Source organism: Oleiphilus sp. HI0125 (assembly GCF_001635355.1).
Genome location: NZ_LWGF01001333.1, coordinates 1 through 24,669 on the forward strand (window position 1 = coordinate 1; position 24,669 = coordinate 24,669).

Consider the following 24,669-nt stretch of genomic DNA (forward strand, 5'->3'; position numbering starts at 1 on the left):
AGCCTCTCGCAAAATATATCGAAGAAACTGAGACTCCAGCGATCGCGATTACGGACCAGTCTAATCTTTGTGCGTATGTGAAGTTCTACAAAGCTATTCGTGGCGTAGGGGCGAAGCCGATTCTTGGAGCAAGTATTTTCTTAGAAAATGAGGATGACGAAGACGATCCATATTTTATGACCTTATTGGCAAAGAATCAGAAGGGTTATCAAAACCTGACGGAATTGATCTCACTCGGATTTACTGAAGGTCAAAAGGGCGGTAGGGCGCTTATCAAGAAAGAGTGGTTGGAGGACGCCGCTGAAGGTTTGATCGCATTGTCTGGGGGGCGTCTAGGCGATGTTGGTAAAGCCTTGGTAAACGGCAAGCATGAGCTCGCAGCAGATCGAGCGAGACATTGGCAACAAGTCTTTCCAGATAGTTACTACCTTGAATTGCATCGAACCAAACGCGAAAACGAAGAAGATCACTTACATGCGGCGGTCGCGCTTGCCCAACGTATCGCATGTCCTGTTGTCGCCACCAACGACGTCCAGTTTATCAACCGAGAAGATTTCGAAGCCCACGAAGCGCGAGTTTGTATTGCCGATGGTGAGACCCTTGATGATCCTCGTCGCATAAAACGTTATTCCGAAGAGCAGTACTTAAAAACCGCCGATGAAATGGCTGAGTTGTTCAGTGATATTCCTGAGGCGCTAGCAAATACGGTTGAGATTGCTAAACGTTGTAACGTTGAGTTGCGCTTAGGCGAGTACTTCTTGCCAAATTATCCTGTGCCTGACGGGATGACGATGGATGAGTTTTTCCGTCAATTATGCCGAGATGGTCTAGATGAGCGTCTAGAGGTGATTTTGGGTGGCGAAGGCAAAGATACGCCTGAAGCACGCCAAGAATATTACGATCGACTGACCTTCGAGCTAGATATTATTTTACAGATGGGGTTCCCTGGTTACTTCCTCATCGTAATGGACTTTATTCAGTGGGCTAAGAATCACGATATTCCTGTTGGTCCAGGACGAGGCTCGGGCGCGGGATCTTTGGTCGCATATGCGCTAAAAATTACCGATTTGGACCCGCTTGAGTACGATCTTCTTTTCGAGCGTTTCTTGAACCCTGAACGTGTTTCGATGCCCGATTTCGACGTCGACTTTTGTATGGATGGCCGCGATCGCGTTATTGGTTATGTGGCAGATCACTACGGCCGTAATGCGGTGTCGCAAATTATTACCTTCGGTACGATGGCCGCAAAAGCTGTAGTTCGTGACGTAGCGCGTGTACAAGGTAAGTCTTATGGTTTGGCTGATAAATTATCGAAGCTCATTCCTTTTGAAATTGGGATGACTCTTGCTAAAGCGATTGATGCAGAACCTGCGCTCAAGGAATTCCTAGAGACTGACGAAGAAGCTCAAGAAATATGGGAAATGGCGCTGTCGTTAGAGGGCTTGACGCGTAATGTTGGTAAGCACGCGGGCGGTGTTGTTATCGCTCCGACGAAATTAACCGACTTCGCTGCTTTGTATTGCGATGAAGAAGGTGGCGGTCTTGTTACACAGTTTGATAAAAACGACGTAGAAGATGCGGGTCTAGTAAAGTTTGACTTCCTTGGCCTGCGAACCCTAACTATCGTTGATTGGGCCTTGAAGATGATTAATCCTCGTCTTCAAAAAGAAGGCAAAGAAACGATAAACATTGATCATATCCCGCTTGATGATCCTGCCTCGTTCACTTTATTGAAAACGGCCGAAACGACGGCTGTATTCCAGCTCGAATCACGCGGAATGAAGGAGCTGATTAAGAAGCTTCAGCCAGATAACCTTGAAGATATGATTGCACTTGTTGCTCTGTTCCGTCCGGGGCCATTGGACTCAGGGATGGTTGATGACTTTATCAACCGTAAGCATGGTCGAGCAGAAGTAGCTTATCCTCACCCAGACTTTCAGCACGAGTGTCTCGAGCCTATTCTTGAACCAACTTACGGGGTTGTTGTTTATCAGGAACAGGTAATGCAAATCGCCCAGTCGCTCGCAGGTTATACCCTTGGTGGGGCGGATATGCTGCGCCGTGCGATGGGTAAGAAAAAACCTGAAGAAATGGCCAAGCAGCGTGAGATTTTCCGTGAAGGTGCGGTAGGTCAGGGCGTCGACCCAGAATTGGCGATGAAAATCTTCGACCTCGTAGAAAAATTTGCGGGATACGGTTTTAACAAATCACACTCTGCTGCTTATGCATTGGTGTCTTATCAAACGCTCTGGCTTAAAACGCATTATCCTGCGGAGTTCATGGCGGCAGTAATGACTGCTGATATGCAGAATACCGACAAGGTTGTTACCTTGATCGAAGAATGCCGCAAGATGAAGTTGCCCATTGTACTGTCAAACGTGAATGTCAGTGACTACACCTTTACCGTGGATGAGCAAGGTCAAGTTGTATATGGGCTTGGTGCGGTTAAAGGACTAGGTGAAGGTCCTGTTGAAAGTATTCTAGAAGCCCGGAAAAAAGATGGGCCGTTTAAAAACCTGTTTGATTTCTGCGATCGCGTGGATCTCAGAAAGGTAAATAAACGTGCTCTAGAGGCTTTGATTTACGCCGGAGCGCTTGATTCTATCGGCCCGAATCGCGCACGTTTGATGGCGACGATTGAAGAGGCAGTGCAACGTGCCGATCAAAATGCGCGTAACCAAAATTCGGGTATGACGGATTTGTTCGGTGCTGTTGTGCCAGACGAAACGGTAGATGATGTATATCAGCGCTCTGAAGGACTAAAAGAATGGCCTGAAAAGCAGCGCCTTGGTTTTGAAAAAGACACTTTAGGTCTTTACCTCACGGGGCATCCTTTTGATGAGTATGAAAAAGAAGTGCGTCGTTTTGCGCGCAGCGCGATTGTCGATTTAAAACCAAGCAAAAACAAAATCGCTATTGCCGGTCTGGTGGTAGATCTTCGCTTGATGAAAAACAAGCGCGGCCAAACAATGTGTTTCGTAACGCTTGATGATAGAACTGCTCGTATCGAAGCGACATTATTCTCGGATGCGTTTGAGACCTTTCGTGAGCAGCTTAAGAAAGACACTGTCATCGTGATTGAAGGCAGTGTGAGCCACGATGATTATTCGGGCAATATGAAGCTAAGGGTTGATAAGGTCATGTCCTTGGTGGATGCACGTCAGCAATATGCTAAACAATTGCTTATTAATCTTGATAAGCAAAGCTTCGATGTAGGCTTCGTCGATAAGTTAAAAGCGACGCTTGCGCCTTATCAGGGCGGTGGATGTAAGATTGCCGTACGCTATTACAGAGATGACAGTGAATCGACGATTGCCTTTGGCGACAGCTGGAATATGCGCCCAGACGATGAGGCCTTATACGAACTTGGCCATCTTATCGGAAACGAAAAAGTCTCTTTAGAGTACGATTAATAACGAAAAAAAACGCTATACTCTTGGCGAGCCATAAGCTCGCGCGTTTACTAATTATCTTGGACATATATGAATTTACAATATCTAGACTTTGAGCAACCGATTGTTGAGTTGGAAGAGAAAATTTCTGAATTACGACTCGTCGGTAATAGCCAAGATGTAAATTTGAGCGAAGCTATTGAGCGTTTAGAGCGTGAATGTGAAGCGCAAACTAAGGCGATTTTTTCAGACTTGTCTCCTTGGGATATTACGCGCATAGCACGTCATCCGAATCGTCCATATACGCTCGATTATATTGCAGAAGTATTTGATGACTTCCAAGAACTGCACGGTGATCGCACCTACGCAGATGACCCATCCATTGTTGGTGGATTAGCACGTATTGATGGGCTTTCCGTGATGGTGATCGGCCAACAGAAAGGCCGTGATGTTAAAGAGAAAGTGAAGCGTAATTTTGGTATGCCTTTGCCTGAAGGCTATCGTAAAGCTAAGAGATTGATGGAAATGGCCGAGCGATTTGGTTTGCCGGTCGTTACGCTTATTGATACACCCGGGGCCTTTCCCGGTATCGGCGCAGAAGAGCGCGGGCAGAGCGAAGCAATCGCACGAAATATCGCGGTAATGAGTCGATTAAAAACACCGATCGTGTCGACAGTGATTGGTGAAGGTGGATCAGGTGGCGCATTAGCGATTGGTGTATGTGACCGCCTGAACATGTTTGAGTACTCCACATACTCAGTTATTTCTCCTGAAGGTTGTGCATCTATTCTGTGGAAGAGTGCTGAGCACGCTGCAGAAGCGGCAACAGCGATGGGTGTTACAGCTTCGCGATTAAAAGATTTGGGTTTGATAGACCATATTATTGATGAGCCTCTAGGCGGCGCACATCGAAGCAAAACTGAAATGGCGCTCTCTCTTAAGCAACGTATCGTCGCGGATATTAAAGCCTTGCGAGATATTCCTGTTGATGACTTGATCGAGCAGCGATATCAGCGTTTAACAGCGTATGATCGAGGCTAAGCTTCAACAAGCTCTTGCTTCTTCTCCTGATGCCAAGACTATTTATATCGCATATAGCGGTGGGCTTGATTCCACTGCTTTGCTTCTCTCCGCGGTTCGCTCACTCCAAACACTAAAACCAACTCAATCATTCTGCGCTATCCATGTTCATCATGGATTAAGTTCTCACGCTGATGCGTGGGCGGAGCATTGCCAAGCTGTTTGTGCCGAATATCAAATACCATGCATTGTTGAGCGTGTTCAACTTGATCTGAAAGGTAAAAGTCTCGAGCAAGCGGCGCGTGAAGCGCGATATGCGGTGTTCAAACGACACGTCGGCACCGATGATATTTTGTTGTTGGCGCATCATCTTGATGATCAAATCGAGACGGTTCTTATGCGACTTATAAGAGAGACTGACTCGAGTTTGTTGGCTGCTATTCCTCACAGTCGGCCTATGGGACTAGGTCATCTCGTTCGACCATTTCTAGATTTACGAAGAAAGGATCTTGAGCAATATGTCCAAGACCAAGGTGTGAGTTGGGTCGAAGATGCATCAAATCAAGACCTTTCGATCACAAGGAATCGCATTCGTCATCAAGTGTTGCCGCGATTGTTGGCTCAGTCAGATAGTTACGTTGATGATTTAGTGTTGTTAAGCAAAGGGCATACTCGAGTTAATGGTTCAGCGTTGCGTTTGGCGCAAGCAGTGTTAAAGCATATGCACATCACGAACTACGCAAACGATCATGGAATTTCTCTTACTAACCTCAACTTACTTGCTAAGCGAGAGCAGACGTTTCTTTTGCGTTGGTGGTTTATTTCTCTGGGGTTAGCGCAACCTTCTGAACGAATTTTTTCGAGGATCTGGACAGAAGTGCTTCCTGCAAAATCAGGTTCTACACCCGAATTAATGTGGGGGAGTATAAGATTAGTTCGTTGCTTTGATGCTTTGTTTATCATGGATGAGTCTAGCCATTCGCTAAACCTACAGTGTGGTGATGATCAAAGCGAGATAGATTTTGACCTACTCAACGATCAAACTATTGAGCTTAGATCGTGGGATGAGCAGTCGAAACGAGATCGTTTCGGTGGGCGAAGAAAATCTGAGTGGGCGAAGCGTTTATTCTTAACGCCTTGGCGCAAGGAAAGCGCTGTGTTTGTATTTAAAGAAGGGCAAGAACTTGGAATTTTTGATGTAAAACGCAAGGTTTTTATCGCTAAGTTCTAGTTACTCTCTCGCAATACAAAAGCTTCAAATATTTAAAATTTCGACTACTGTTACCCGACACATGTTCTCTCGGGAGATGGTTTATGCATCGTACATGGATCGTGCTATTGCTGTTCACGTCTTTCTTTGCTCATGGCTCAAGCTTTGTGCATCTCAATGGTTCTGGCGCGAGCTTTCCTGAGCCTATCTATCAAAAATGGTTTAAAGATTTCAGTTATCGCGATAACGATGCGCGGATCAATTACGAGGCTGTCGGGTCTGGTGATGGAATATCTCAATTCATCAACGGGGATGTTGATTTCGCGGCCAGTGACTTAGCGATGAGTGACGAGCAGTTGAGTTACTTGGAGCAGGGCGCAGTGATGGTGCCTTTGATCGCTGGGCAAGTTTCTTTAATCTATAACTTGCCCTCTGTTTCAGATTTAAAACTCTCACGTGACGTGTATTCACGGATTTTTCTCGGCGAGATTCAATACTGGGATCACCCAGATATTCAGGCAAGCAATCCAGGTATTCAATTGCCAGCAAAGCCCATTACTTTAGTCGTTCGATCTGATGCATCCGGCTCTAGCTTTTTGTTTAGCAATCATCTGGCTTTAGTTAGCGAGAGTTTTCGAAATAACATAGGAGCATCAAAGTTACCAGAGTGGAGTGACCAGCCTTATTTCTTATCAGCTTTGCATAATCAGGGGGGGCATAGCTTTTGTGCGTCAGACAGAGGGTGCTATTGGTTATGTTGAGTGGGGATACGCCAAGTTAACGCGTCCGCCAACAGCCTTACTCGAAAATAGAGATGGCAAATTTGTTAGGGCGGGAGCTGAATCTGGTAAGGCTGCGTTGAGCAATGTGACGTTCCCAAGTTCAAACTTACTTCAGTCTGATGTGCCAGATCTTCGTTCGTGGGAGTTTGATCCTGTGGGGGAGGCGTCTTATCCGATCGCTTCGTTTACGTGGTTGATCTTTCCTAAGAAAATGCCTGCAGGACAGTCTGAAGTCGTTCGGCGTTTAGTTGAGTATTGTTTGACGGATGGACAGTCCTTAGCGGAGAGAATGGGGTATATTCCGCTGCCAGAGAATGTTGTGGCTTTAGTCAGACACGCAGTGCAGTTTATCGAATAAACCGCACTGCATGAGCACTAGGATAGCGTCGCAACCATCACAGCTTTGATCGTGTGCATACGGTTTTCGGCTTGATCAAAGACGATGCTTGCTTCGCTCTCGAATACATCTTCAGTTACTTCGAGTCCGTTCAAACCATAAGTTTCTTCTATTTCTTTTCCAACGCGCGTTTCGTTATTGTGAAATGCCGGTAAGCAGTGCATAAATTTGCTGTTTGGGTTGTTAGTGAGCGCCATTAGCTCTTTATTTACTTGATAAGGCTTCATTAGGCTAATGCGCTGTTGCCATGCTTCTTGTGGCTCTCCCATCGATACCCATACGTCTGTATAGATAAAGTCTGCATCTTTAACACCGGCTTCAACATTGCTGGTAAGAGTGATGCCCGCTCCGCTCTCAGCGGCAATGGCTTCACAACGTTCTACGAGTGATTCTTCTGGATGATAACCCTCTGGTGCGACTAGGCTAATGTTCATACCCATCTTTGCAGCACCGACCATCAAAGAATTTCCCATGTTATTGCGAGCGTCACCAAGGTAAGCAAATTTAATGTCTTTTAAGGCTTTGTCACTGTGTTCTTGCATGGTTAGAAAATCGGCAAGAATTTGCGTGGGATGAAATTCGTCAGTGAGGCCGTTCCAAACTGGAACGCCAGAGAATTCTGCTAGTGATTCGACGTCGCTTTGGCGAAATCCTCTAAATTCAATGCCATCATACATGCGGCCTAAAACACGAGCAGTATCTTTAACGGTTTCTTTTTCACCCATTTGCGAGCCGCCGCCTATATATGTGACATTCGCACCTTGATCAAAAGCAGCCACTTCAAAAGCGCATCGTGTACGTGTTGATGCTTTTTCAAATATTAGGGCGACGTTTTTATTTCGGAGAGCTTGTGTTTCTGTGCCATCTTTTTTCGCCGCTTTTAACTTAGCAGATAGCTCAAGAAGATCTGCAATCTCTGCTTGAGAAAAATCCAGTAATTTAGTGAAACTACGTCCTTTAAGTGCGTCGCTCATGCATGCCTCCGCTGCGTGATTATTATTTGGTAGGCATGAGTAATATTTCGCCTACTCGCAAAGCAGGTCATCATATCAGATATAAAAAGCATGAGAAGTATAGCTCTTGGTTATTGCATTTTAGAGCTCGAGCTAGGGCCTGGGTTATTGCGTTGAGTGAAGAGAAGACCTACATCTAATAATGCAGTTGCGTTTTGCTCTCAGGCTACTTTGTGAGATCTATGTATGTAAATGATTGAGTGTCAGAAACAAAAACGCCTGCAAGGTAGCAGGCGTTTTTAGTGGCGAATGTCTTAATTTGCATCAGTCATGATGTGACTATCAAAAGTACGCTCACAATATTTGCACTTCATACGCACATCGTCTTGATCGACGATCACTTTAAAGCTGCTGTTGACGGGCTCACCATGGGTGATGCAGTTACTGTTCGGGCATTTGAATACGGATTCGATTACTTCAGGTAGGGCTAGAGGAAGCTTTTTAACAACACGGTAGCCTTCAATTTGGTTAACTGTCGCATTTGGCGCATAGATAGCTAATTGGCTAGCTTGCTGTTGAGTCAAAAAGACATTCTCAATTTTGATAATGTCCTTTGCTTTCGTAGCTGAAGATGAAGACGGTAGGTTTAAGCCGATGGTGACTTTTTCTGTACCTTGTTCGATATCGAACAAACGTAGTATTTTCAATCCAACGTTCGCTGGGATATGGTCGATGACTGTGCCATTTTTGATCGCCTCGACCTGCATTTTTGTTTGCTTGTCCATAGTCATGCCCCCCTTAGTAGTCTTTGTTTAATAGTAAGGCGAGTAGTGCCTCGCGCGCATAGACGCCATTTTCGGCTTGCTCGAAATAATACGCATGCTTCGTTTTATCTACGTCAACCGTAATCTCGTCAACGCGAGGTAAAGGGTGCAATACCTTAAGATTATCCTTTGCAGGCTCGAGCATTGCTGCCGTTAGAATGTAAGCAGCCTTCATATGCACATATTCGGAGGGATCAAAACGTTCTTTTTGTACGCGCGTCATATATAGGATGTCGAGCTCTGAAATCACATTTTCCATTGAGCTATGCGCGGAGTACTTGATACCCGCCTTGTTCAACTCTTCACAAATATATTCCGGCATCGACAGTGCGTCTGGTGCAATGAAGAAAAACTCGGTGTTATTGAATTTCGCTAGTGCTTGTGTGAGAGAGTGAACGGTTCGTCCGTATTTCAGATCGCCAACAAATGCGACTTTGAGATTATCTAACGTGCCTTGCGTTTCGTAGATCGAAAATAAATCTAACAAGGTCTGTGTAGGGTGTTGATTTGCTCCGTCGCCACCATTAATCACCGGCACGCCGTTACTGAATTCGCTTGCTAGGCGAGCTGCGCCTTCTTGAGGGTGTCGCATTACAAAGGCATCGACATACGATGCAATCACTTGTACAGAGTCTGCGAGTGTTTCACCTTTTTTCGCGAGAGAAGTATTACCACCGTTATCGAAACCAACAAAGGTGCCGCCCAAGCGTTGAATCGCTGTTTCAAACGACAGACGTGTTCGCGTCGATGGTTCGAAGAAGCAGCTCGCAATGACTTTGTCTTTTAATGCGGTATTGTCTGGATTGCTTTTGAGTCTTTCGGCGGTCTTGACGATAGTCTCGAGTTCTTCACGAGACAATTCGGGTATGGAAATAATGTGTTTTTTAAACAGCATATTTGGCATCAGGTATCTCTCTTTCTAAAAAGATAATGAAGGTTTGTGTCTAATCTTTAGGCACTAAATAGCCACCCTCATTATCATGATGATGGCTATGATACCAAACCTAGTGCGCCCACTTAACCGCTAGACGGCCATTTAATTCTTGCCCGCCAAATTTAAAGTAGCCTTGGCCTTGTTCATTTGTTGATAAACGAACATTTTCGCCGGCATAAGGGGCATCTGGATTAGTGTACTTGAGTTCACCCAGTACTTGGATTTAGCCCAAGATTTGGCTGCACTCGCTCACCCAGATCTTTGATGTTGTTGCAAGAGAACGCATCGTAAGATCGGATCGCAAATTCTTTTTGCGCATGCGAAATGCTGTCATAACATAGTCCGCCATTTATACCTTCGCCACTAAGACGAGCGCCAAGTAAGTACAGAGGTTGAGCAGGAACCTTTTCTCCGTTCTCATCAAATGTTGTTTCAGCACACGATCGATAAGTGACGCCATTTTTGAAGCTCTTTTGATAGGCAATCTTTGTTAGTCCTTCACCAATTGGTTTTGCATTGCTGCACTCATACCCGTTATTGACCGGCGGAGTTACGATTGGATCATCTGGTTCCGGGTCGACTGGAGGGTCAACCGGATCAGGATCACTTGGCTCCGGATCAATTGGAGGATCAACTGGATCGCTTGCCACTGATACCATCAGGACAGCCTGCGGTAGCTACTAGGATTGGTAGTGCCACAAATAATGTAAAAATAAGTTTTTTGTTGTCATGGTTAATCTCCGACATCTCTTAAAATAAGAGGTGGGGTCGTGACTAGGTGGTTATTTATCAACGCCTGAAGAGAAGGTGGGAGGAACATCAAATATTACTTTGCTTCACCACTGTGATTCTTGTTGCAACTTTACCAATCGGTCAACTTTAAAAAAATAGTAACGCGCTGACAAGTAACAAAAAATGCAAATTCTTGTTACATGATGATGAGCTTTATTATGCATTGTTTCTAGGGTAGGTTTGGGGCATAAAAAAACCCCACCGAAGCGAGGGTTTGTGTCGTTCAATTAGTGCAACTTCGTATTACACGATTGTACCTACTGTTAGTGTACCCATAATCAACACTGCAAGAATTAGCAGTAGAGGCCATGTGAAGCTTAGCCACTTGTTGTATGGCACGCGACCGATCGCCAAACCGCCCATAACAACAGCAAATGTAGGGTTAACTAGATTAACTAGACCGCTTGCCGACTGAAATGCCGTGACTGCAAGATGACTAGCAACTCCAGAGAATTCGGCAAGTGGCGCCATCACTGGCATCGACAAAACTGCTAAGCCAGATGAAGACGGTACGAAGAACGACAAAAGTATTTGCACACCAAACATAGCGTTAATGAATCCAATTTCACTTAAACCACTAACCATGCCTTCAGATGCATATAAAATAGTGCCTGTCAGATTACCCGAGTCCATGATGACGACGATACCGCGCGCTAACCCGATAACCAATGCAACACCTAGTAACTCACGTGCACCTTCTACAAATGTGTTACTAAACTCTTCTTCACCCATTCTAGCGACAATCGCTACAAGAATAGAGGAGGCTAAGAATAGTGCCGACATCTCAGCCATCCACCAACCTAGTACAGATACTCCGTAAACTAGCAGGGCGAATGTTCCCGAAAAAATAAGCAAAATAATATTTTGAGTACCAGTCAAGTTATCGCTGATGCTGCTGTCAGTAGTCAGAAAATGTTTTTTGTTGCTCTCAGCCATTTCAGCGACGAGTGATTTAGACGGATCATTTTTGACCATTTTGGCGTAACGCATGACATACAAGATGCCAATCACTAAGCCTGCAACCAGAATAAATAGTCGATAGCTTAGGCCTTCAGTAAACGGAATACCCGCTGCTTGCGCTGCAATAACTGTTGCAAAAGGGTTGATAGTCGATCCTAGAGTGCCGATACCCGCGCCGAGCATAATGATCGCAACCGCAGTCACAGAGTCATAGCCCGCGGCGATGATGACGGGAATAATCAAGGCATAGAACGCGAGGGTTTCCTCGGCCATGCCATAGATAGTGCCGCCTGCAGCGAAGAGTATCATTAGGATAGGAATTAGCATGATCTCCTTACCCTTCAGGCTAGTCGTAACTTTGGCTATGCCTGTATCTATCGCGCCGGTCTTAGTGACAATGCCAAGGAAGCCGCCAATAAATAGAACGAATAAAGCAACATCAATCGCACTGGCTTCATAGCTGCCTGGGTCATAAAAACCAGCAATAGGTGCCATGAATATATCTGTTAGTCCCTGCGGATTGGGGTCGACTTCATGATATGAGCCAGCAACTGGCACTTGTCTGCCTAAATCTTCATTGTCGACCATTTCGTATTGGCCTGCGGGTAAAACCCACGTTAACGCTGCCATTACAACTATGAGGCCGAAAAGAATTGTATAGGCGGTCGGGAACTTAAACTTACCCATATACTTTCTCCTTTAGGTTAATCGGTTTTAATCGTACTCAACATCTCCGCAACGGCTTGTTACAGAAGTTCCGGCTTTGCCATCTAACATATCTAATGCATTTTCAAGGCTGCCAATCCATGACGTACCACCCGTAGCGCGTGCAAACTCACAAGCTGCTTCAACTTTTGGTCCCATTGAACCGGCAGGGAAGTTAAACTCAATCATCTGATTGGGGGATGCTTTGCGAATCGCACGTTGATTGTCTGTACCCCAGTCGAGATACACAGAGTCAACGTCGGTGAGTACTAAGAATGCGTCAGCTTCAATCTCGCGAGCGAGTAGTGCAGCTGCACGGTCTTTATCGATAACAGCTTCTACACCAGCTAATGTGCCGTCAGCTTGGTACATGGTTGGAATGCCACCGCCGCCAGCGCAAATCACGATAACGCCTTGATCGATTAGCATCTTGATGACGCCGATTTCAAAAATACGTTGTGGCAAAGGTGAAGGAACAACGCGACGCCAGTATTTGCCGTCGGGCTTCACGACCCAGTTGCGCTCCTCCGCTAAACGTTTGGCTTGCGCTTCATCGTATACGGGGCCAATGAATTTAGTCGGATCTTTAAATGCTTCGTCGTTTGGATCGACTTCAATTTGAGTAAGAATGGTCGCAAATGCTTGCTCTGCAGGCATGATGTTTCCCATCTCTTGCTCGATCATATAGCCGATTTGACCGACAGACTCTGCTCCCAGTACATCTAGTGGATAGGGGGCAGCGCCATCAAACGCTGCGGCTTGTAGTGCCAGTAAGCCTACTTGAGGTCCGTTACCGTGAGCGATGATAAGCTCGTGTTCTTTTGCGATAGCTGCTAACGATTTAGCAGCCTTCGCAATGTTGATTTTCTGATTTTCAGCGGTCATTGCTTCGCCTCGTTGAAGCAAAGCGTTGCCGCCGAGCGCAACAACCACTCTCATCTTATTGATCTCCCAGTGTTGCAACCATGACAGCTTTAATTGTGTGCAGGCGGTTTTCTGCTTGCTCAAAACTAATGTTGTATGGAGATTCGAAAACATCGTCGTTCACTTCCAATCCATTGAGGCCATATTCAGCTTCAATTTCTGCACCCACAATTGTTTCATTGTTGTGGAATGCTGGTAGGCAGTGCATGAACTTCACGTTTGGGTTTTTGGTTTTGTTGATTACATCAAGATTTACCTGATAAGGTGTCATTAAACCAACGCGCTCTTTCCATGCTTCTTTAGGTTCCCCCATTGATACCCATACATCCGCGTACAAGTAGTCAGCACCTTCAACACCTTCTGCTACGTCTTCAGTAAGGTTGATTTTTGCACCAGTTTCTTTTGCTATTGCCTGGCACTCTTTTATAAGCCACTCTTTAGGCCAGTATTCTTTTGGTGCAACAAGACTGATTTCCATGCCCATTTTAGCTGCGCCAACCATGAGTGAGTTGCCCATGTTGTTGCGTGCATCGCCAAGATATGCAAACTTCATATCGCTAAGGGGCTTGCCGTTGCCCCATTCTTGCATAGTAAGGAAGTCCGCAAGAATTTGAGTTGGGTGCCATTCATCAGTCAGGCCGTTCCAAACTGGTACGCCAGAATAGTCAGCTAGATCTTGAACGTCCTTTTGACGAGATCCGCGGAATTCAATTCCGTCATACATGCGACCTAGAACGCGTGCAGTGTCTTTGACTGACTCTTTGTGCCCCATTTGAGAACCGCCTCCAATATAGGTTACGTTAGCCCCTTGGTCGAAGGCTGCTGTCTCAAATGCGCAGCGAGTGCGAGTTGAGGTTTTCTCGAAAATCAAGCAGATGTTTTTTCCGCATAAACGAGGTTGTTCGGTACCCGCATATTTGGCTTGCTTTAGGTCCCGAGACAGATCCAACATGTAACGAATTTCGCGAGGAGTAAAATCTAAAAGTTTTAAGAAGCTGCGGTTTTTTAAATTAAAAGCCATATCTCTATTCCTTAATTCTGTAAATCGTTCAGTGAAACAAACGACTAAATGTCGTCACGCTCAATTGGGCAACTCATGCAGCGAGCACCGCCGCGTCCTCGACCTAACTCATCACCTGGTATCGCAATAAACTTGATTCCAGCTTTTTCAATATTATCGATCGTGTAGTGGTTACGTTCATAACCAACAACAACGCCCGGACGAATAGTGAGCACATTATTAGCGTCGTTCCATTGTTCACGTTCGGCTGCGAATACGTCGCCACCAGTAGGAATCATGCGAACAGAGTCGTTGCCTGTAATACGTGCTAAAGTTTTAAAGAAGCCTTTTTGTTGCGTACAAACAATGTCACCGTTATCACCAGGAGTTAAGCTATAGTGGATGTTTTGGTCCGATACAACGCCTGGATAGTAGGTGAAGCAGTCTCGATCCATATGTGTTAACACGGTGTCTAAGTGCATTGCTGCACGAGATTTACCAAGATCTATTGCTATGACTTCATCGGCTCCGCCTCTGGAGAATAAGCTTTTAGCCAACATTTCAATTCCTTGAGGGGTTGTTCGCTCAGAAATACCGATAAGTACTTTGCCGTTACCGATGATTTCAACGTCACCACCCTCAATCGTCGCGCCTTCATAGACGCGTTCTTCACCGCCATACCAAACTTCAAATTTTTCTTTCTTGAACATTGGGTGATAACGATAAACCGCTTTGAAATGAACTGTTTCGCGCTGTCGAGCAGGTTTCATCATTGGATTGATTGAAACGCCACCATATACCCAGCAAGAAGTATCACGCGTAAATAAGTGGTTTGGGAGCGGGTCTATGACAAAACTAGTTTTCTCCAGCTCCGAGCCCAGCAAAGATTTTGGCGCTGCTTTTAAGAGCTTGGGATCTATGTCTGCAATGGCGACACCGCCAGTCAAGTGTTTGGCAAACTGGTGGTCGTCCTGATTTTCCATGAATGCTCGAACCTCTTTGGCCATGGTCGGTCCGAAACGTAGTTCAGAGCATTGTTGATCGAGAATCCATGCTTTGGCTTGCGCATCAGCAATGGTTTCTTGAAGTAAATCATTCAGTAAGAATGTTTCTACGTCATGTTGTTCGAGCGTTTTTCTGAAGGTGTCGTGTTCTTCTCCGGCTTTGCCTAGGCGAAGAACATCATCAAAAAGTAGCTCATCGCAGTTGCTTGGTGTTAAACGCGATAAACTAAGCTGTGGTCGGTGAAGAATGACGCGACGAAGCCTTCCAATCTCTGAACCAACGTGTAATCTGCTCATAGCTTTCCTCCAACTTAGCGTAATAAATGGTTACGCAATTGATAAACAAAACTGTTTTCAACGAATCGCTACTAGCACACTTTATAAGTTGTTTTAATATCTAATTTCTTGCCCAATTGTTGAGTGAATGACTGCTATTTAAATAGGTCATTGCTTAGTAAATTTTTAGCAAGCGTCATTTGATAAGAGGCCGCATGTCGTGGTTGCTGATCCGTTTATCGCTCTGAAGACTAAAACTGTCAACGAGAATTTCTTGCCAAATTGTGAATAATTTTCTTGGTTGCAATTATTAATTTACTAATATTTTTTAGTTGTCTACATGCTCCCATTGCGCCCATACAAATACAGGGACACTTGCCATTAATAATATGGTTCCCCAGTAAACAACCTCTGGCCCTGAACCAATAATCGCGCCAATTACATAGCTAAATGCAATGACCGTAATGCCCAGATGGCGTGTCCACTGAAAGTTTTGAGTGCCTTTCCTAGAAAGGTGAATCATAATGCTCGCTAGTGAGCAAAAAAGATAAGGGATCAAACTTGATAGCGATGCAAGTAAAATAATAAACGTGAAAAGTTTAACCAGATCGCCTGTGAAGTTAGCTAACACTAAAAGTGATATCAACACGGTTGAAATTGTGACTCCCCAGATAGGGCGCCCTTTTGCGTCTTCCTTGCAAAAGATTTTAGGAAATAGCTTTTTCTTGGCAGCGACATAAGGCACCTCAGCTTGAATAAGCATCCAGCCATTTAACGATCCGAGTACCGAAATAATGGCGCCAATCGCAATAAAGTGGAAAGCCCAGCTACCCCATAAGGCGCCCGCCGCATCAGCAAAAGGGGCGGTACTTTTTTGAAGTTCGGCAGGAGACATAATGCCGAATATTGCGGCAGATACAACAAAATAAAGAATTGCGACAAACAAAGTGCCGTAAATAGTAGCTCGAGGAATATTCTTTTCAGGATTCTTTACGTCACCAGCAGGAACGGTTGCAGATTCGAGTCCCAAAAATGCCCACAAAGTAATGGAGCAGGTGGCCAAGATTGCATTGAATGTAGGCAGTTCACTGACATTACTCACTGCATAATTGCTCGGCTCGAAGTAAAAGAAACCTGCAAAGGCAAATAATGCCAACGGTATTAACTTTAAAATAGTTGTGATTACTTGAATTAAACCTACAGATTTCAGTCCTTGTAGGTTAATAAAATAGAGTAACCATACTGTCCCTAGCGTCACGATTACTGCGAGTCCGGAATTATCTTTAAGTTCAGGAACGAAAGCAGTTAGATAACTCGTGAATGCAACCGCAAGACCGGCGTTTCCGGTCCAGGCCGCAATCCAGTGTCCCCAACCCACCAAAAAACCAGCAAATTTTCCAAAACCTTCTTCGGTATATGCAAGCGGGCCACATGCTTTTGGTGAATCGAGCGCTAAGCGAGCGAAGACAAATGCTAATAAGACAGAGCCCGCACCAGTGATCGCCCAGCCCCACAGCGATATCGGACCGAAGTCACTCAGTGATGATGGCAAGAGAAATATTCCTGAGCCAATCATGTTGCCAATGACAAGAGATACGCAGACCCAAAAGCCTATTTTGTGATTTTTGCTCTGTTCGTTGGCCAAAAGTAATTACCTGAAGGCTAATATCTTGCTGAACCTTAGTCGCTGTTTCTGAATAGTCTAGAAATATTATGTTTCAGCGGTGCTGAGGTTTGTTATGCCTTTGTTACGGCAGTTTGCGTACCGATAACTTGCATATGGTGGGCTTTGTCTGTAAAATACGCGGCTCGAAAAACTGCGGGTTATATTAAGCTGCTAGCATTTACAGGCGACTTGATAAATCCGTTTAATTTGTAACTCCTTGCTTTAAAAAGAATTATTCGATTTAAGGCTATATATCCAAAGGGAGCATTTATGCGTCACTATGAGATCGTATTTCTGGTACACCCTGATCAGAGCGAACAGGTGCCAGGTATGGTTGAGCGATACAGCAACCTAATCACTAATGGCGGTGGTCAAGTTCACCGTTTAGAAGATTGGGGTCGTCGTCACTTGGCATACCCGATCAACAAAATCCACAAAGCACACTACATCTTGATGAACATTGAGTGTGGCAGTGAAGTGCTTGATGAGCTTTCTCATAACTTCCGATTCAACGATGCAATCATTCGTGAGTTGGTAATCCGCCGTAAAGAAGCGATTACTGAAGAATCTGCGATCAAAGCATCTCAAAACCGCGACGATCGTCGTCCACAGCGTCAAGAAGCGCCAAAAGCTGAAGCTCCTGCAGCAGCCGAAAGCCAAGACGCAGCGGCAGACGATAGCGCTGAAGCATCAGAAGAGTAATTCGGAATTAGGAGAAGACTATGTCTCGTTTTTTACGTCGTCGTAAGTTCTGCCGTTTCACCGCAGAAGGCGTTAAAGAGATCGATTATAAAGATCTTGATACTTTGAAAGGCTACATCACTGAAACTGGAAAAATCGTTCCTAGCCGTATTACCGGTACTAAAGCGAAATACCAGCGTCAGTTGGCTACAGCAATCAAGCGTGCGCGCTACGTTGCATTGTTGCCTTACACAGATAACCACCACGAGTAATGGTGGCGTTGCCCTTTTGGGTAACTACAAATTTACTTGAATACTTGAGGAAGCGCTTAAATGCGTGAATTAGCCCGGTTTGCCATGAAGGGACCGTTAAATGCGTCAGGCATTGCCTTTGTCGCATGTTTGGTTCCAATGATGTTCTGGCTTGGTGCCGCTACAGTAGCTTTGGTGACTTTGCGTCACGGCACATCTAAGGGACTCAATGTATTCGCATGGGCGATGGCCCCCGCGTTGGGGTGGTGGCTCGGATTGCAAGATCCAACAGCACTTGTTGTAGTCATTCTTAGTTTTGCATTAGCGCAGATTTTGAGAGTGACTGTGGCAATGAATCGTACTTTGCTGTTTGGCTTCGGATTAAGCGTGTTAGTTGGTGTATTAACGCCGATTATTATGCCTGGAGCCTTAGATATGTTGCAGGTTGTTTCGGATGAGCTTCTGAAACAAATCGCAGTAGACTCGCAAATCGAAGTAAACGAAGAATTTCGTGCTTCGTTCCAAGATCTCATGATCGCGAGTTTCGCAGCATCATTTTATTTGATGAGCATTGGGTCATTGTTTTTGGCTCGGTCTTGGCAAGCAGCGTTGTACAACCCAGATGGTTGGCGAGAAGAATTTCATCAACTAAGAATGGGACCGATTGATATGGTAGTGATTGTCAGTGCCATGATGATTGGACCGAGTATCGGAATAGATGGCTATTTACTCGTATTTAGCGGTTTGGTTCCTGTGCTTGTCTGCGGTTTTACTTTAGTGCATGGTGTGATCGGCAAGAAAAATTTAGGCGGGCAATGGCTCATTGGTTTTTATGCCATGGTTCTTGTTTTGTTTCCCGCATCGTTGGCAATCATTGTATTTATGGCAATGGTCGATAGTGGTGCAGACTTTAGGTCAAGGATACAAGCTTCACCAAAGTCTGAGTGAAGCTACAAGAACTTAGTATTGTTCGCAAAAGAGACAATTCGATTTAATAGTTGAGGATAGCGAGATGGAAGTAATTCTACTCGAGAAAGTTGGTAAGCTAGGCGGTCTTGGCGACAAAGTGACAGTGAAGTCTGGCTTTGGTCGTAACTTCTTGATCCCTTACGGCAAGGCTGTTCCAGCAAATGCTGCGAACGTTGCTGAGTTTGAAGCTCGTCGTGCTGAGCTTGAAAAAGCAGCTGCTGAGAAACTTGCAGCAGCAGAAGCGCGTGCAGAAGAGCTTAACGGTAAGGCTGTAACGATCGTTTCTAAAGCTGGTGATGAAGGCAAGCTATTTGGTTCTATCGGTGTACGTGACGTTGCAGATGCAGTCACTGCTTCTGGCACTGAAGTAAGCAAGTCTGAAGTTCGTCTTCCAGAAGGTCCAATTCGTAACACTGGTGATTTCGAAGTTGATGTTCAGTTGCACAGCGATGTAACTGCAACAATCAATCTTTCAGTTGTTGCTGAATAAGACCTTACGCCGAAGCGCGTAACGTTCACAGAGTCCAATTTTAAGTTGGGCATCTGCTTCTAAGCCCTAAGGATATCCTGTATATTCTTGGGGCTTATTTGTATTTATCTCCTGGAGTTTTTTCCTCTCGTGGCTGACCAAGAAATCTTAAATTTAAAAACCCCACCGCACTCAATCGAAGCTGAACAGTCCATTCTTGGGGGCCTGTTGTTAGATAATAGTAAATGGGATGCGATTGGCAGCAAAGTTATAGAGGATGACTTCTACCGACAAGATCATCGTTTGTTATTCCGTGTCATGAGCCGTTTGGCTACGGCGGGCAACCCTGTTGATTTGATTACTGTCTCAGAAGAACTGCAGCGTATTGGTGAGCTTGATAATGCTGGTGGTATGCAATACCTCACCGAACTCGTTGAGAAAACTCCTAGTGCGAGTAACGTCCATTCCTACGCAAATATTGTGCATGAGCGAGCTGTTTTACGCCGTTTGATTCGGGTTTCTGGTGAGATCTCTGATAGTGCTTTTAATCCTTCAGGAAAGAGCACCAGTGAATTATTAGACGAAGCTGAGCGCAAGGTATTTAAAATTGCCGAGGGCACTGCAGGTGAGGAAGCTGGTCCTGTTTCTATCAATCCGATTCTGACCAAAACGCTTGAACGTATCGAAGAACTATTTGATGCAGAAGAGGGGATTACCGGTGTTACGACAGGGTTTACCGACCTAGACGAAATGACTTCCGGTTTACAGCCCTCTGATTTGATTATTGTTGCGGCGCGTCCTTCTATGGGTAAAACGGCATTTGCGATGAACTTGGTAGAAAATGCGCTGATTAAGGCTGAACTCCCGGTATTAGTATTCAGTATGGAGATGCCGGCAGACTCTATTCTTATGCGTGTATTGTCGTCGTTAGGCCAGATAAACCAGACTCGTATTCGTTCGGGTAAGTTAGAAGAAGATGATTGGCCGCGCTTGTCTTCAGCGGCGAAAATCCTAAAAGACCGTCCGCTTTACATCGACGATTCAGCAGGTCTTAGTCCAACAGAAGTCCGCTCACGTGCTAGACGTGTGGCGCGAGAAGTGGGGCAGATTGGCTTGATCATGGTCGACTATTTACAGCTGATGCAAGTACCTGGGATGAATGAGGGAAGAACGGCCGAAATTTCTGAGATCTCTCGATCTCTTAAAGCTTTAGCTAAAGAGCTTAATTGCCCGCTTGTTGCGCTTTCTCAGTTAAACCGAGGCCTAGAGTCGCGAACTGATAAGCGTCCGATGAACTCTGACTTACGTGAATCCGGAGCGATTGAGCAGGATGCCGACGTCATCATGTTTATCTATCGCGACGAGTACTACAATGAAGATAGCCCAGATAAAGGGCTTGCTGAAATTATCATTGGTAAGCAGCGTAACGGCCCAATTGGTAAGATCCGTCTTCAGTTCCAAGGCGAATTCACCAAGTTCAACGATCTGTCACACGTGGATTATAACAACGAATTCTAAGGTTCTTTGCGATGGCCCGACCTGCTGTAGCTCTTATAGACCAACAAGCATTTGAACAAAACATTGCCTACCTATCCGGCCTTGCCAATAGTGCCGAGACCATTCTTGTCGTAAAGGCAGATGCCTATGGTCACGGCGTTAAGAATCTCATTTCATCATTTCAAGGTCGCCGCTTGGCCGTGGCCTGTGCTGAAGAAGCTGCAACAATTTTCTCGATAGGTTTTGATGGTGAAATTCTCTTACTTGAAGGGCCATTCGAAGCGGACTGCATCGAGAGTCTAGCTCAGCACAACGTGAGTTATGTTATCCATCGGCCTGAGCAAGTGAGCATGCTGGTTGCACAAAACTTTGATGGCAAGGTCTGGTTAAAAATCGATTCGGGTATGCATCGTTTGGGCTTAACGGTCGAGCAAACCAAGCGTTGTATTGAGTTATTAGACGGCGCAAATATTCAGTTAGAAATGCTAATGACTCACTTTTCGAGCGCAGATGATCGTCGAAGCCGCTCATTGCAAGAGCAGGCGGATGCGTTTGACCGTTTAGTGAACGAGTTAAAGCTTGATGATCTTCCAGTATCAATGTGCAACTCCGCTGCCTTGATGTTGCATGAGCGTTATCATGGGGCAGCAGTAAGGCCAGGCATTGCCCTATATGGAGCTAACCCCGCGCCTGTAATCAAGCCTTTGTCAGAAAAGCTCTCGCCCGTCATGACCTTGCAGACTGAAGTGATCGCTGTTCGAGATATCGACGTTGGTGAGACCGTAGGGTATGGCGATACGTGGACTGCATTGCGTCCGAGTAAGATTGCGACATTAGCCATAGGCTATGGTGATGGTTATCCGCGACATGCTCCAACAGGAACGCCAGTATTGATCAATCAACAGAGAGCACCTTTAGTAGGGCGCGTGTCGATGGACATGGTTACTGTTGACGTGACTGACATTGTGAGCGTTGATGTCTGTGCAAAGGTTGAGCTCTGGGGCCAGAATCTGCCAATTGAAGAGGTTGCAGAACATGTCGGAACGATCTCTTATGAACTTTGTACGAGTTTAACCTCACGCGTTCCGAGACGCTTAGTTTGAATGTCCCTTAAACAACAGAAAAAGCCCCAATAGCTGGGGCTTTTTTGTTTCAGAACGAGATACCTTATTTTTAGAAATCTTCCCAGTCGTCTTGACCAGAGAATGAGGCTGCGCCACCGCCGCTACTGTTATTTGAGCGAGGAGACTCATAAGTCCTGACGGGCGCAGGAGAAGGGCTCGGAGCTGGCGCAGCTGTTACAGTGGGCATTGCGCTCATTGCCATTCCACCTTGTAGGTTGAAGAACGAAATCATACTGGCCATGTTGTTAGACTCTTCTGACATGCTGCGACTTGCAGCTGAGGTCTCTTCAACTAACGCCGCATTTTGCTGCGTCATTTCATCCATTTGTGTAATAGCTTGGTTGATCTGACTAATACCGGCATTTTGTTCGATTGCAGCATTGTTCACATCGTTGATCATTGTCGCTACTTTATCGACGGCGGATACTATCTCTGCCAAGGTTTCACCACTTTGATTAACGAGTGTAGAGCCAGATTCAACTTTACTTACGCTGTCGCGAATAAGATCTTTGATCTCTTTTGCAGCCGCCGCGGAGCGCTGTGAAAGTGTTCGAACTTCGCCAGCAACTACCGCAAAGCCTCGACCTTGTTCACCTGCACGTGCCGCCTCAACAGCCGCGTTGAGTGCCAAAAGGTTAGTCTGGAAGGCGATCTCATCAATCACTCCAATAATGTCGTTAATCTTATTGCTCGACTCTAAAATCTCACTCATCGCATTCACTGCATCGTCAACAACCGCGCCACCTGATTGCGCTTTGGATTTTGCTTCTGCTGCTAAGGTGTTTGCTTCGGATGCGTTTTCGCTAGATTGCTTCACCGTAGAGGTCATTTCTTCCATGCTTGACGCGGTTTCTTCCAATGAACTTGCTTGCGACTCTGTGCGTCGGCTCAAATCATCAGAGCCTTGCGCAACTTCGCTTGCCAAGCTTCTTACTGCTCCAGCGGCATTTTGAATTTTAAGAAGCACTTCGTTTAGCTTGTTCACAGTGTTGTTTGCGTTGGTCTTAATATTATCGAACTCACCACGATAATCGTTGCTGATTGTGTTGGTGAGATCGCCCTCAGACATATGTTCAAACATTTGTCCCATGTCATGCACGAACGATGAAGTTTTATCGAGCAGGGTGTTTAGACCTTCACTTAACTGTTTAAAGAAGCCATCTTTGTCGCTTAGGTTAATTCGCTCACTAAGATCCCCGTCATTTGCGGCAGCAATGATGTTGTCCATTTCTTCTTGAATACGAACCTCTGCGGTTTTGTCATCCCACTCGACAACAGTACCTATACGATTGCCGTCCTCATCATGAACAGGATTTACGATCAGGCTCATATGCCGACCACCCACGACGATTTTGGTTCGGGTCGTTCCGGTCATACGCTCAAGCATCTGTACTTGATGTTGGGGATTTTTATGGAATTGGTCGATGCTGCCGCCCATCAATGTCTCAGGGTTAAAATTAGGTAGGTCTTTACGAATGTCATCGGCCGCCGCACGCAGCGTGTCGATCACAGCGTCGTTTGCATAGACAATATTTCGGTCAGCATCTGCCATCATTACGTTAGCGGTCACGCTATCAAGGGCTGTTTTAATACGTGATGTTTCGGCGATCATGCGCTTGTCCTCTGCGGCGCGATCACGCAGTTTCTGGCGCATATCTTTCATCGCAGCAAGCAGGCTTGTTGTATCGCCTTCTTTAGTCTCGACTTCTTCATCGAGTTGTCCGTCTGCGATACGGCTTATAACAGCCGTTGCATACGAAGGTTCACCACCGATGGTTTGAGTAAGATTTCTGATAATAAAGAAGGCCGCAATGATGCCAAATAAGATAGCGATGGTAGAGCCGATATATATGATAGCGGTTGTCGCCGAGGCTGTGTCTGCTTGTTCTTGATTTCTAACAACGATCAGTTTCTTTTCTTCGCCGATAAAGTCAGCAATCACGTCGCGCATGGTATCCATGCTCTTTTTGCCGAGACCTTTGCCAATGTACGCGACGATATCAGCATTAGTCGCATTACCCGCATTACCCGCATTAACGTCTTTGCGGATGTCCATAGATGGTTCTACATGTTCACGGATCCATGTGTACTTTAGGTTCACTAAATTTGAAATACGTGACACTTGTTGGGGATTATCCGATACGAGCTCTTTGGTCTCATCCGTAAGCTTGTCAAAGTGCTCGCGTCCTGAGTAGTAGGGTTCGAGAAATTCTTCCTGGCCGGTGATTAAATATCCTCGTAAGCCTGTTTCCATGTTGACGAGTTCTGCCATGATTTCATCGCCGTGTTCGATAACCTCATGGGTATGATTTACCCACTTTTGGCTGGTCAGTAAGTGCGATAGACTCTGACTAGCGATAACGGAGATGACAATAAATAGCGTAATCGGTATTGCAAAGCCGATACCGAGCTTTCCTTTTAAACTTAGCTTCTCGAACATATTCATATTGCTTGCCCGTATAATTGAACTTATCCCAAATCTCATGCCGTACCACGTGATTTACCCGGCTGAGAAAGTACTTTTACTTTGCACATATCAATGTGCTTCAAGTATGCTCTGCGTCACGCAGATTTCGTGATGTGCATGAGAATATAGTCGCAAATAACGGTTTCGCTTTGCCTGTTAAAACGAATATCGAAATAGTAATTCTGCTTTAAGAGCAAAACGTTATATCTTTTATTCCACCTTTAGATTTAGAAATATAAATAATGCGAGTCTTAATCTTTTTGATGTTTATTTGGTCTGCAAGTGCGCTTGCGGAAGAAACTTTTTATCTTGAGTTAGCAGCAAATGGCGTGATGCAATCTGTAGCTGACGATGACTTTACGCTAGCGAGCA

Annotated in this window: 21 protein-coding genes; 11 read left to right on the forward strand and 10 right to left on the reverse strand. The window is 45.4% G+C overall.

The genetic code is table 11. From position 1 onward, the window contains the following. The 5 genes from dnaE to A3762_RS28645 all read left to right on the forward strand — a co-directional run. The coding region (gene dnaE / locus A3762_RS22885; RefSeq protein ID WP_068757800.1) for a DNA polymerase III subunit alpha at positions 1–3,413 on the forward strand (3,413 nt) is incomplete at its 5' end. Positions 3,414–3,482: 69 nt separating this feature from the next. After that, positions 3,483–4,433, forward strand: a complete 951-nt coding sequence (locus A3762_RS22890; RefSeq protein WP_068480464.1) for an acetyl-CoA carboxylase carboxyltransferase subunit alpha — start codon at positions 3,483–3,485, stop codon at positions 4,431–4,433. Next, positions 4,420–5,643 carry a tRNA lysidine(34) synthetase TilS gene (gene tilS / locus A3762_RS22895; RefSeq protein ID WP_068480467.1) on the forward strand — a complete coding sequence of 408 codons (1,224 nt, stop codon included), beginning with the start codon at positions 4,420–4,422 and terminating at the stop codon, positions 5,641–5,643. The genes A3762_RS22890 and tilS overlap by 14 nt, the downstream gene beginning before the upstream one ends. Positions 5,644–5,726: 83 nt before the next feature. Beyond that, positions 5,727–6,383, forward strand: a complete 657-nt coding sequence (locus A3762_RS28640) for a phosphate ABC transporter substrate-binding protein PstS (RefSeq protein ID WP_068480470.1) — start codon at positions 5,727–5,729, stop codon at positions 6,381–6,383. Continuing rightward, positions 6,349–6,762, forward strand: coding sequence for a substrate-binding domain-containing protein (locus A3762_RS28645; RefSeq protein WP_068757802.1), 414 nt, complete (start codon positions 6,349–6,351; stop codon positions 6,760–6,762). Before A3762_RS28640 ends, A3762_RS28645 begins: the two co-directional genes overlap by 35 nt. Positions 6,763–6,779: 17 nt before the next feature. On the opposite strand, the gene argF (A3762_RS22910) is transcribed toward A3762_RS28645, so the two are convergent. The 9 genes from argF (A3762_RS22910) to A3762_RS22950 form a co-directional block, all read right to left on the reverse strand. Next, entirely contained in the window at positions 6,780–7,775 is a 996-nt protein-coding gene (argF, locus tag A3762_RS22910) for an ornithine carbamoyltransferase (protein ID WP_068757804.1), read from the reverse strand. Positions 7,776–8,068: 293 nt separating this feature from the next. Continuing rightward, a complete protein-coding gene (gene pyrI / locus A3762_RS22915; protein WP_068757806.1) occupies positions 8,069–8,539 on the reverse strand; it encodes an aspartate carbamoyltransferase regulatory subunit in 471 nt (156 codons plus the stop codon). A 13-nt stretch (positions 8,540–8,552) separates the two neighbouring features. Next, on the reverse strand, positions 8,553–9,482 hold the full coding sequence (gene pyrB / locus A3762_RS22920) for an aspartate carbamoyltransferase (RefSeq protein ID WP_068757808.1): 930 nt from the start codon (positions 9,480–9,482) through the stop codon (positions 8,553–8,555). Between the two features lie 236 nt (positions 9,483–9,718). After that, a complete protein-coding gene (locus A3762_RS22925; protein WP_068757810.1) occupies positions 9,719–10,171 on the reverse strand; it encodes a hypothetical protein in 453 nt (150 codons plus the stop codon). A 376-nt stretch (positions 10,172–10,547) separates the two neighbouring features. Continuing rightward, entirely contained in the window at positions 10,548–11,951 is a 1,404-nt protein-coding gene (locus tag A3762_RS22930) for a YfcC family protein (protein WP_068757812.1), read from the reverse strand. A 27-nt stretch (positions 11,952–11,978) separates the two neighbouring features. Further along, on the reverse strand, positions 11,979–12,908 hold the full coding sequence (gene arcC / locus A3762_RS22935) for a carbamate kinase (RefSeq protein ID WP_068757814.1): 930 nt from the start codon (positions 12,906–12,908) through the stop codon (positions 11,979–11,981). A 1-nt stretch (position 12,909) separates the two neighbouring features. Next, positions 12,910–13,914, reverse strand: a complete 1,005-nt coding sequence (argF, locus tag A3762_RS22940; protein ID WP_068757816.1) for an ornithine carbamoyltransferase — start codon at positions 13,912–13,914, stop codon at positions 12,910–12,912. Between the two features lie 44 nt (positions 13,915–13,958). Next, complete coding sequence (gene arcA, locus A3762_RS22945; protein ID WP_068480496.1) at positions 13,959–15,194, reverse strand: arginine deiminase; 1,236 nt, start codon at positions 15,192–15,194, stop codon at positions 13,959–13,961. 307 nt (positions 15,195–15,501) lie between these two features. Further along, entirely contained in the window at positions 15,502–16,818 is a 1,317-nt protein-coding gene (locus tag A3762_RS22950; RefSeq protein WP_082878634.1) for an amino acid permease, read from the reverse strand. A gap of 291 nt (positions 16,819–17,109) precedes the next feature. Between A3762_RS22950 and rpsF the strand changes: the two genes are divergently transcribed. The 6 genes from rpsF to alr all read left to right on the forward strand — a co-directional run bounded on the left by rpsF (position 17,110) and on the right by alr (position 21,809). Then, the gene (rpsF, locus tag A3762_RS22955; RefSeq protein ID WP_068480500.1) at positions 17,110–17,541 is read left to right on the forward strand and encodes a 30S ribosomal protein S6; all 432 of its coding nucleotides are present in this window, start codon (positions 17,110–17,112) and stop codon (positions 17,539–17,541) included. Between the two features lie 20 nt (positions 17,542–17,561). After that, positions 17,562–17,792, forward strand: coding sequence for a 30S ribosomal protein S18 (gene rpsR, locus A3762_RS22960; protein WP_068480503.1), 231 nt, complete (start codon positions 17,562–17,564; stop codon positions 17,790–17,792). Positions 17,793–17,852: 60 nt separating this feature from the next. Then, on the forward strand, positions 17,853–18,719 hold the full coding sequence (locus tag A3762_RS22965; protein WP_068757818.1) for a hypothetical protein: 867 nt from the start codon (positions 17,853–17,855) through the stop codon (positions 18,717–18,719). A gap of 64 nt (positions 18,720–18,783) precedes the next feature. Further along, positions 18,784–19,230, forward strand: a complete 447-nt coding sequence (gene rplI, locus A3762_RS22970; RefSeq protein ID WP_068480510.1) for a 50S ribosomal protein L9 — start codon at positions 18,784–18,786, stop codon at positions 19,228–19,230. Positions 19,231–19,359: 129 nt separating this feature from the next. Beyond that, the gene (gene dnaB / locus A3762_RS22975) at positions 19,360–20,727 is read left to right on the forward strand and encodes a replicative DNA helicase (protein ID WP_231876730.1); all 1,368 of its coding nucleotides are present in this window, start codon (positions 19,360–19,362) and stop codon (positions 20,725–20,727) included. Between the two features lie 11 nt (positions 20,728–20,738). After that, positions 20,739–21,809, forward strand: coding sequence for an alanine racemase (alr, locus tag A3762_RS22980; protein ID WP_068757820.1), 1,071 nt, complete (start codon positions 20,739–20,741; stop codon positions 21,807–21,809). Between the two features lie 70 nt (positions 21,810–21,879). Here alr and A3762_RS22985 read toward each other — a convergent pair whose 3' ends face one another. Continuing rightward, complete coding sequence (locus tag A3762_RS22985) at positions 21,880–24,270, reverse strand: methyl-accepting chemotaxis protein (protein WP_068757822.1); 2,391 nt, start codon at positions 24,268–24,270, stop codon at positions 21,880–21,882. Positions 24,271–24,669: the final 399 nt, after the last annotated feature.

Bases quoted from the DNA above. Each gene is read 5' to 3' on its own strand.
- A3762_RS22890 (WP_068480464.1), top strand. From the start codon at position 3,483: ATGAATTTACAATATCTAGACTTTGAGCAACCGATTGTTGAGTTGGAA.
- tilS (WP_068480467.1), top strand. From the start codon at position 4,420: ATGATCGAGGCTAAGCTTCAACAAGCTCTTGCTTCTTCTCCTGATGCC.
- A3762_RS28640 (WP_068480470.1), top strand. From the start codon at position 5,727: ATGCATCGTACATGGATCGTGCTATTGCTGTTCACGTCTTTCTTTGCT.
- argF (WP_068757804.1), bottom strand. From the start codon at position 7,775: ATGAGCGACGCACTTAAAGGACGTAGTTTCACTAAATTACTGGATTTT.
- pyrI (WP_068757806.1), bottom strand. From the start codon at position 8,539: ATGGACAAGCAAACAAAAATGCAGGTCGAGGCGATCAAAAATGGCACA.
- pyrB (WP_068757808.1), bottom strand. From the start codon at position 9,482: ATGCCAAATATGCTGTTTAAAAAACACATTATTTCCATACCCGAATTG.
- A3762_RS22925 (WP_068757810.1), bottom strand. From the start codon at position 10,171: ATGGTATCAGTGGCAAGCGATCCAGTTGATCCTCCAATTGATCCGGAG.
- A3762_RS22930 (WP_068757812.1), bottom strand. From the start codon at position 11,951: ATGGGTAAGTTTAAGTTCCCGACCGCCTATACAATTCTTTTCGGCCTC.
- arcC (WP_068757814.1), bottom strand. From the start codon at position 12,908: ATGAGAGTGGTTGTTGCGCTCGGCGGCAACGCTTTGCTTCAACGAGGC.
- argF (WP_068757816.1), bottom strand. From the start codon at position 13,914: ATGGCTTTTAATTTAAAAAACCGCAGCTTCTTAAAACTTTTAGATTTT.
- arcA (WP_068480496.1), bottom strand. From the start codon at position 15,194: ATGAGCAGATTACACGTTGGTTCAGAGATTGGAAGGCTTCGTCGCGTC.
- rpsF (WP_068480500.1), top strand. From the start codon at position 17,110: ATGCGTCACTATGAGATCGTATTTCTGGTACACCCTGATCAGAGCGAA.
- rpsR (WP_068480503.1), top strand. From the start codon at position 17,562: ATGTCTCGTTTTTTACGTCGTCGTAAGTTCTGCCGTTTCACCGCAGAA.
- A3762_RS22965 (WP_068757818.1), top strand. From the start codon at position 17,853: ATGCGTGAATTAGCCCGGTTTGCCATGAAGGGACCGTTAAATGCGTCA.
- rplI (WP_068480510.1), top strand. From the start codon at position 18,784: ATGGAAGTAATTCTACTCGAGAAAGTTGGTAAGCTAGGCGGTCTTGGC.
- alr (WP_068757820.1), top strand. From the start codon at position 20,739: ATGGCCCGACCTGCTGTAGCTCTTATAGACCAACAAGCATTTGAACAA.
- A3762_RS22985 (WP_068757822.1), bottom strand. From the start codon at position 24,270: ATGTTCGAGAAGCTAAGTTTAAAAGGAAAGCTCGGTATCGGCTTTGCA.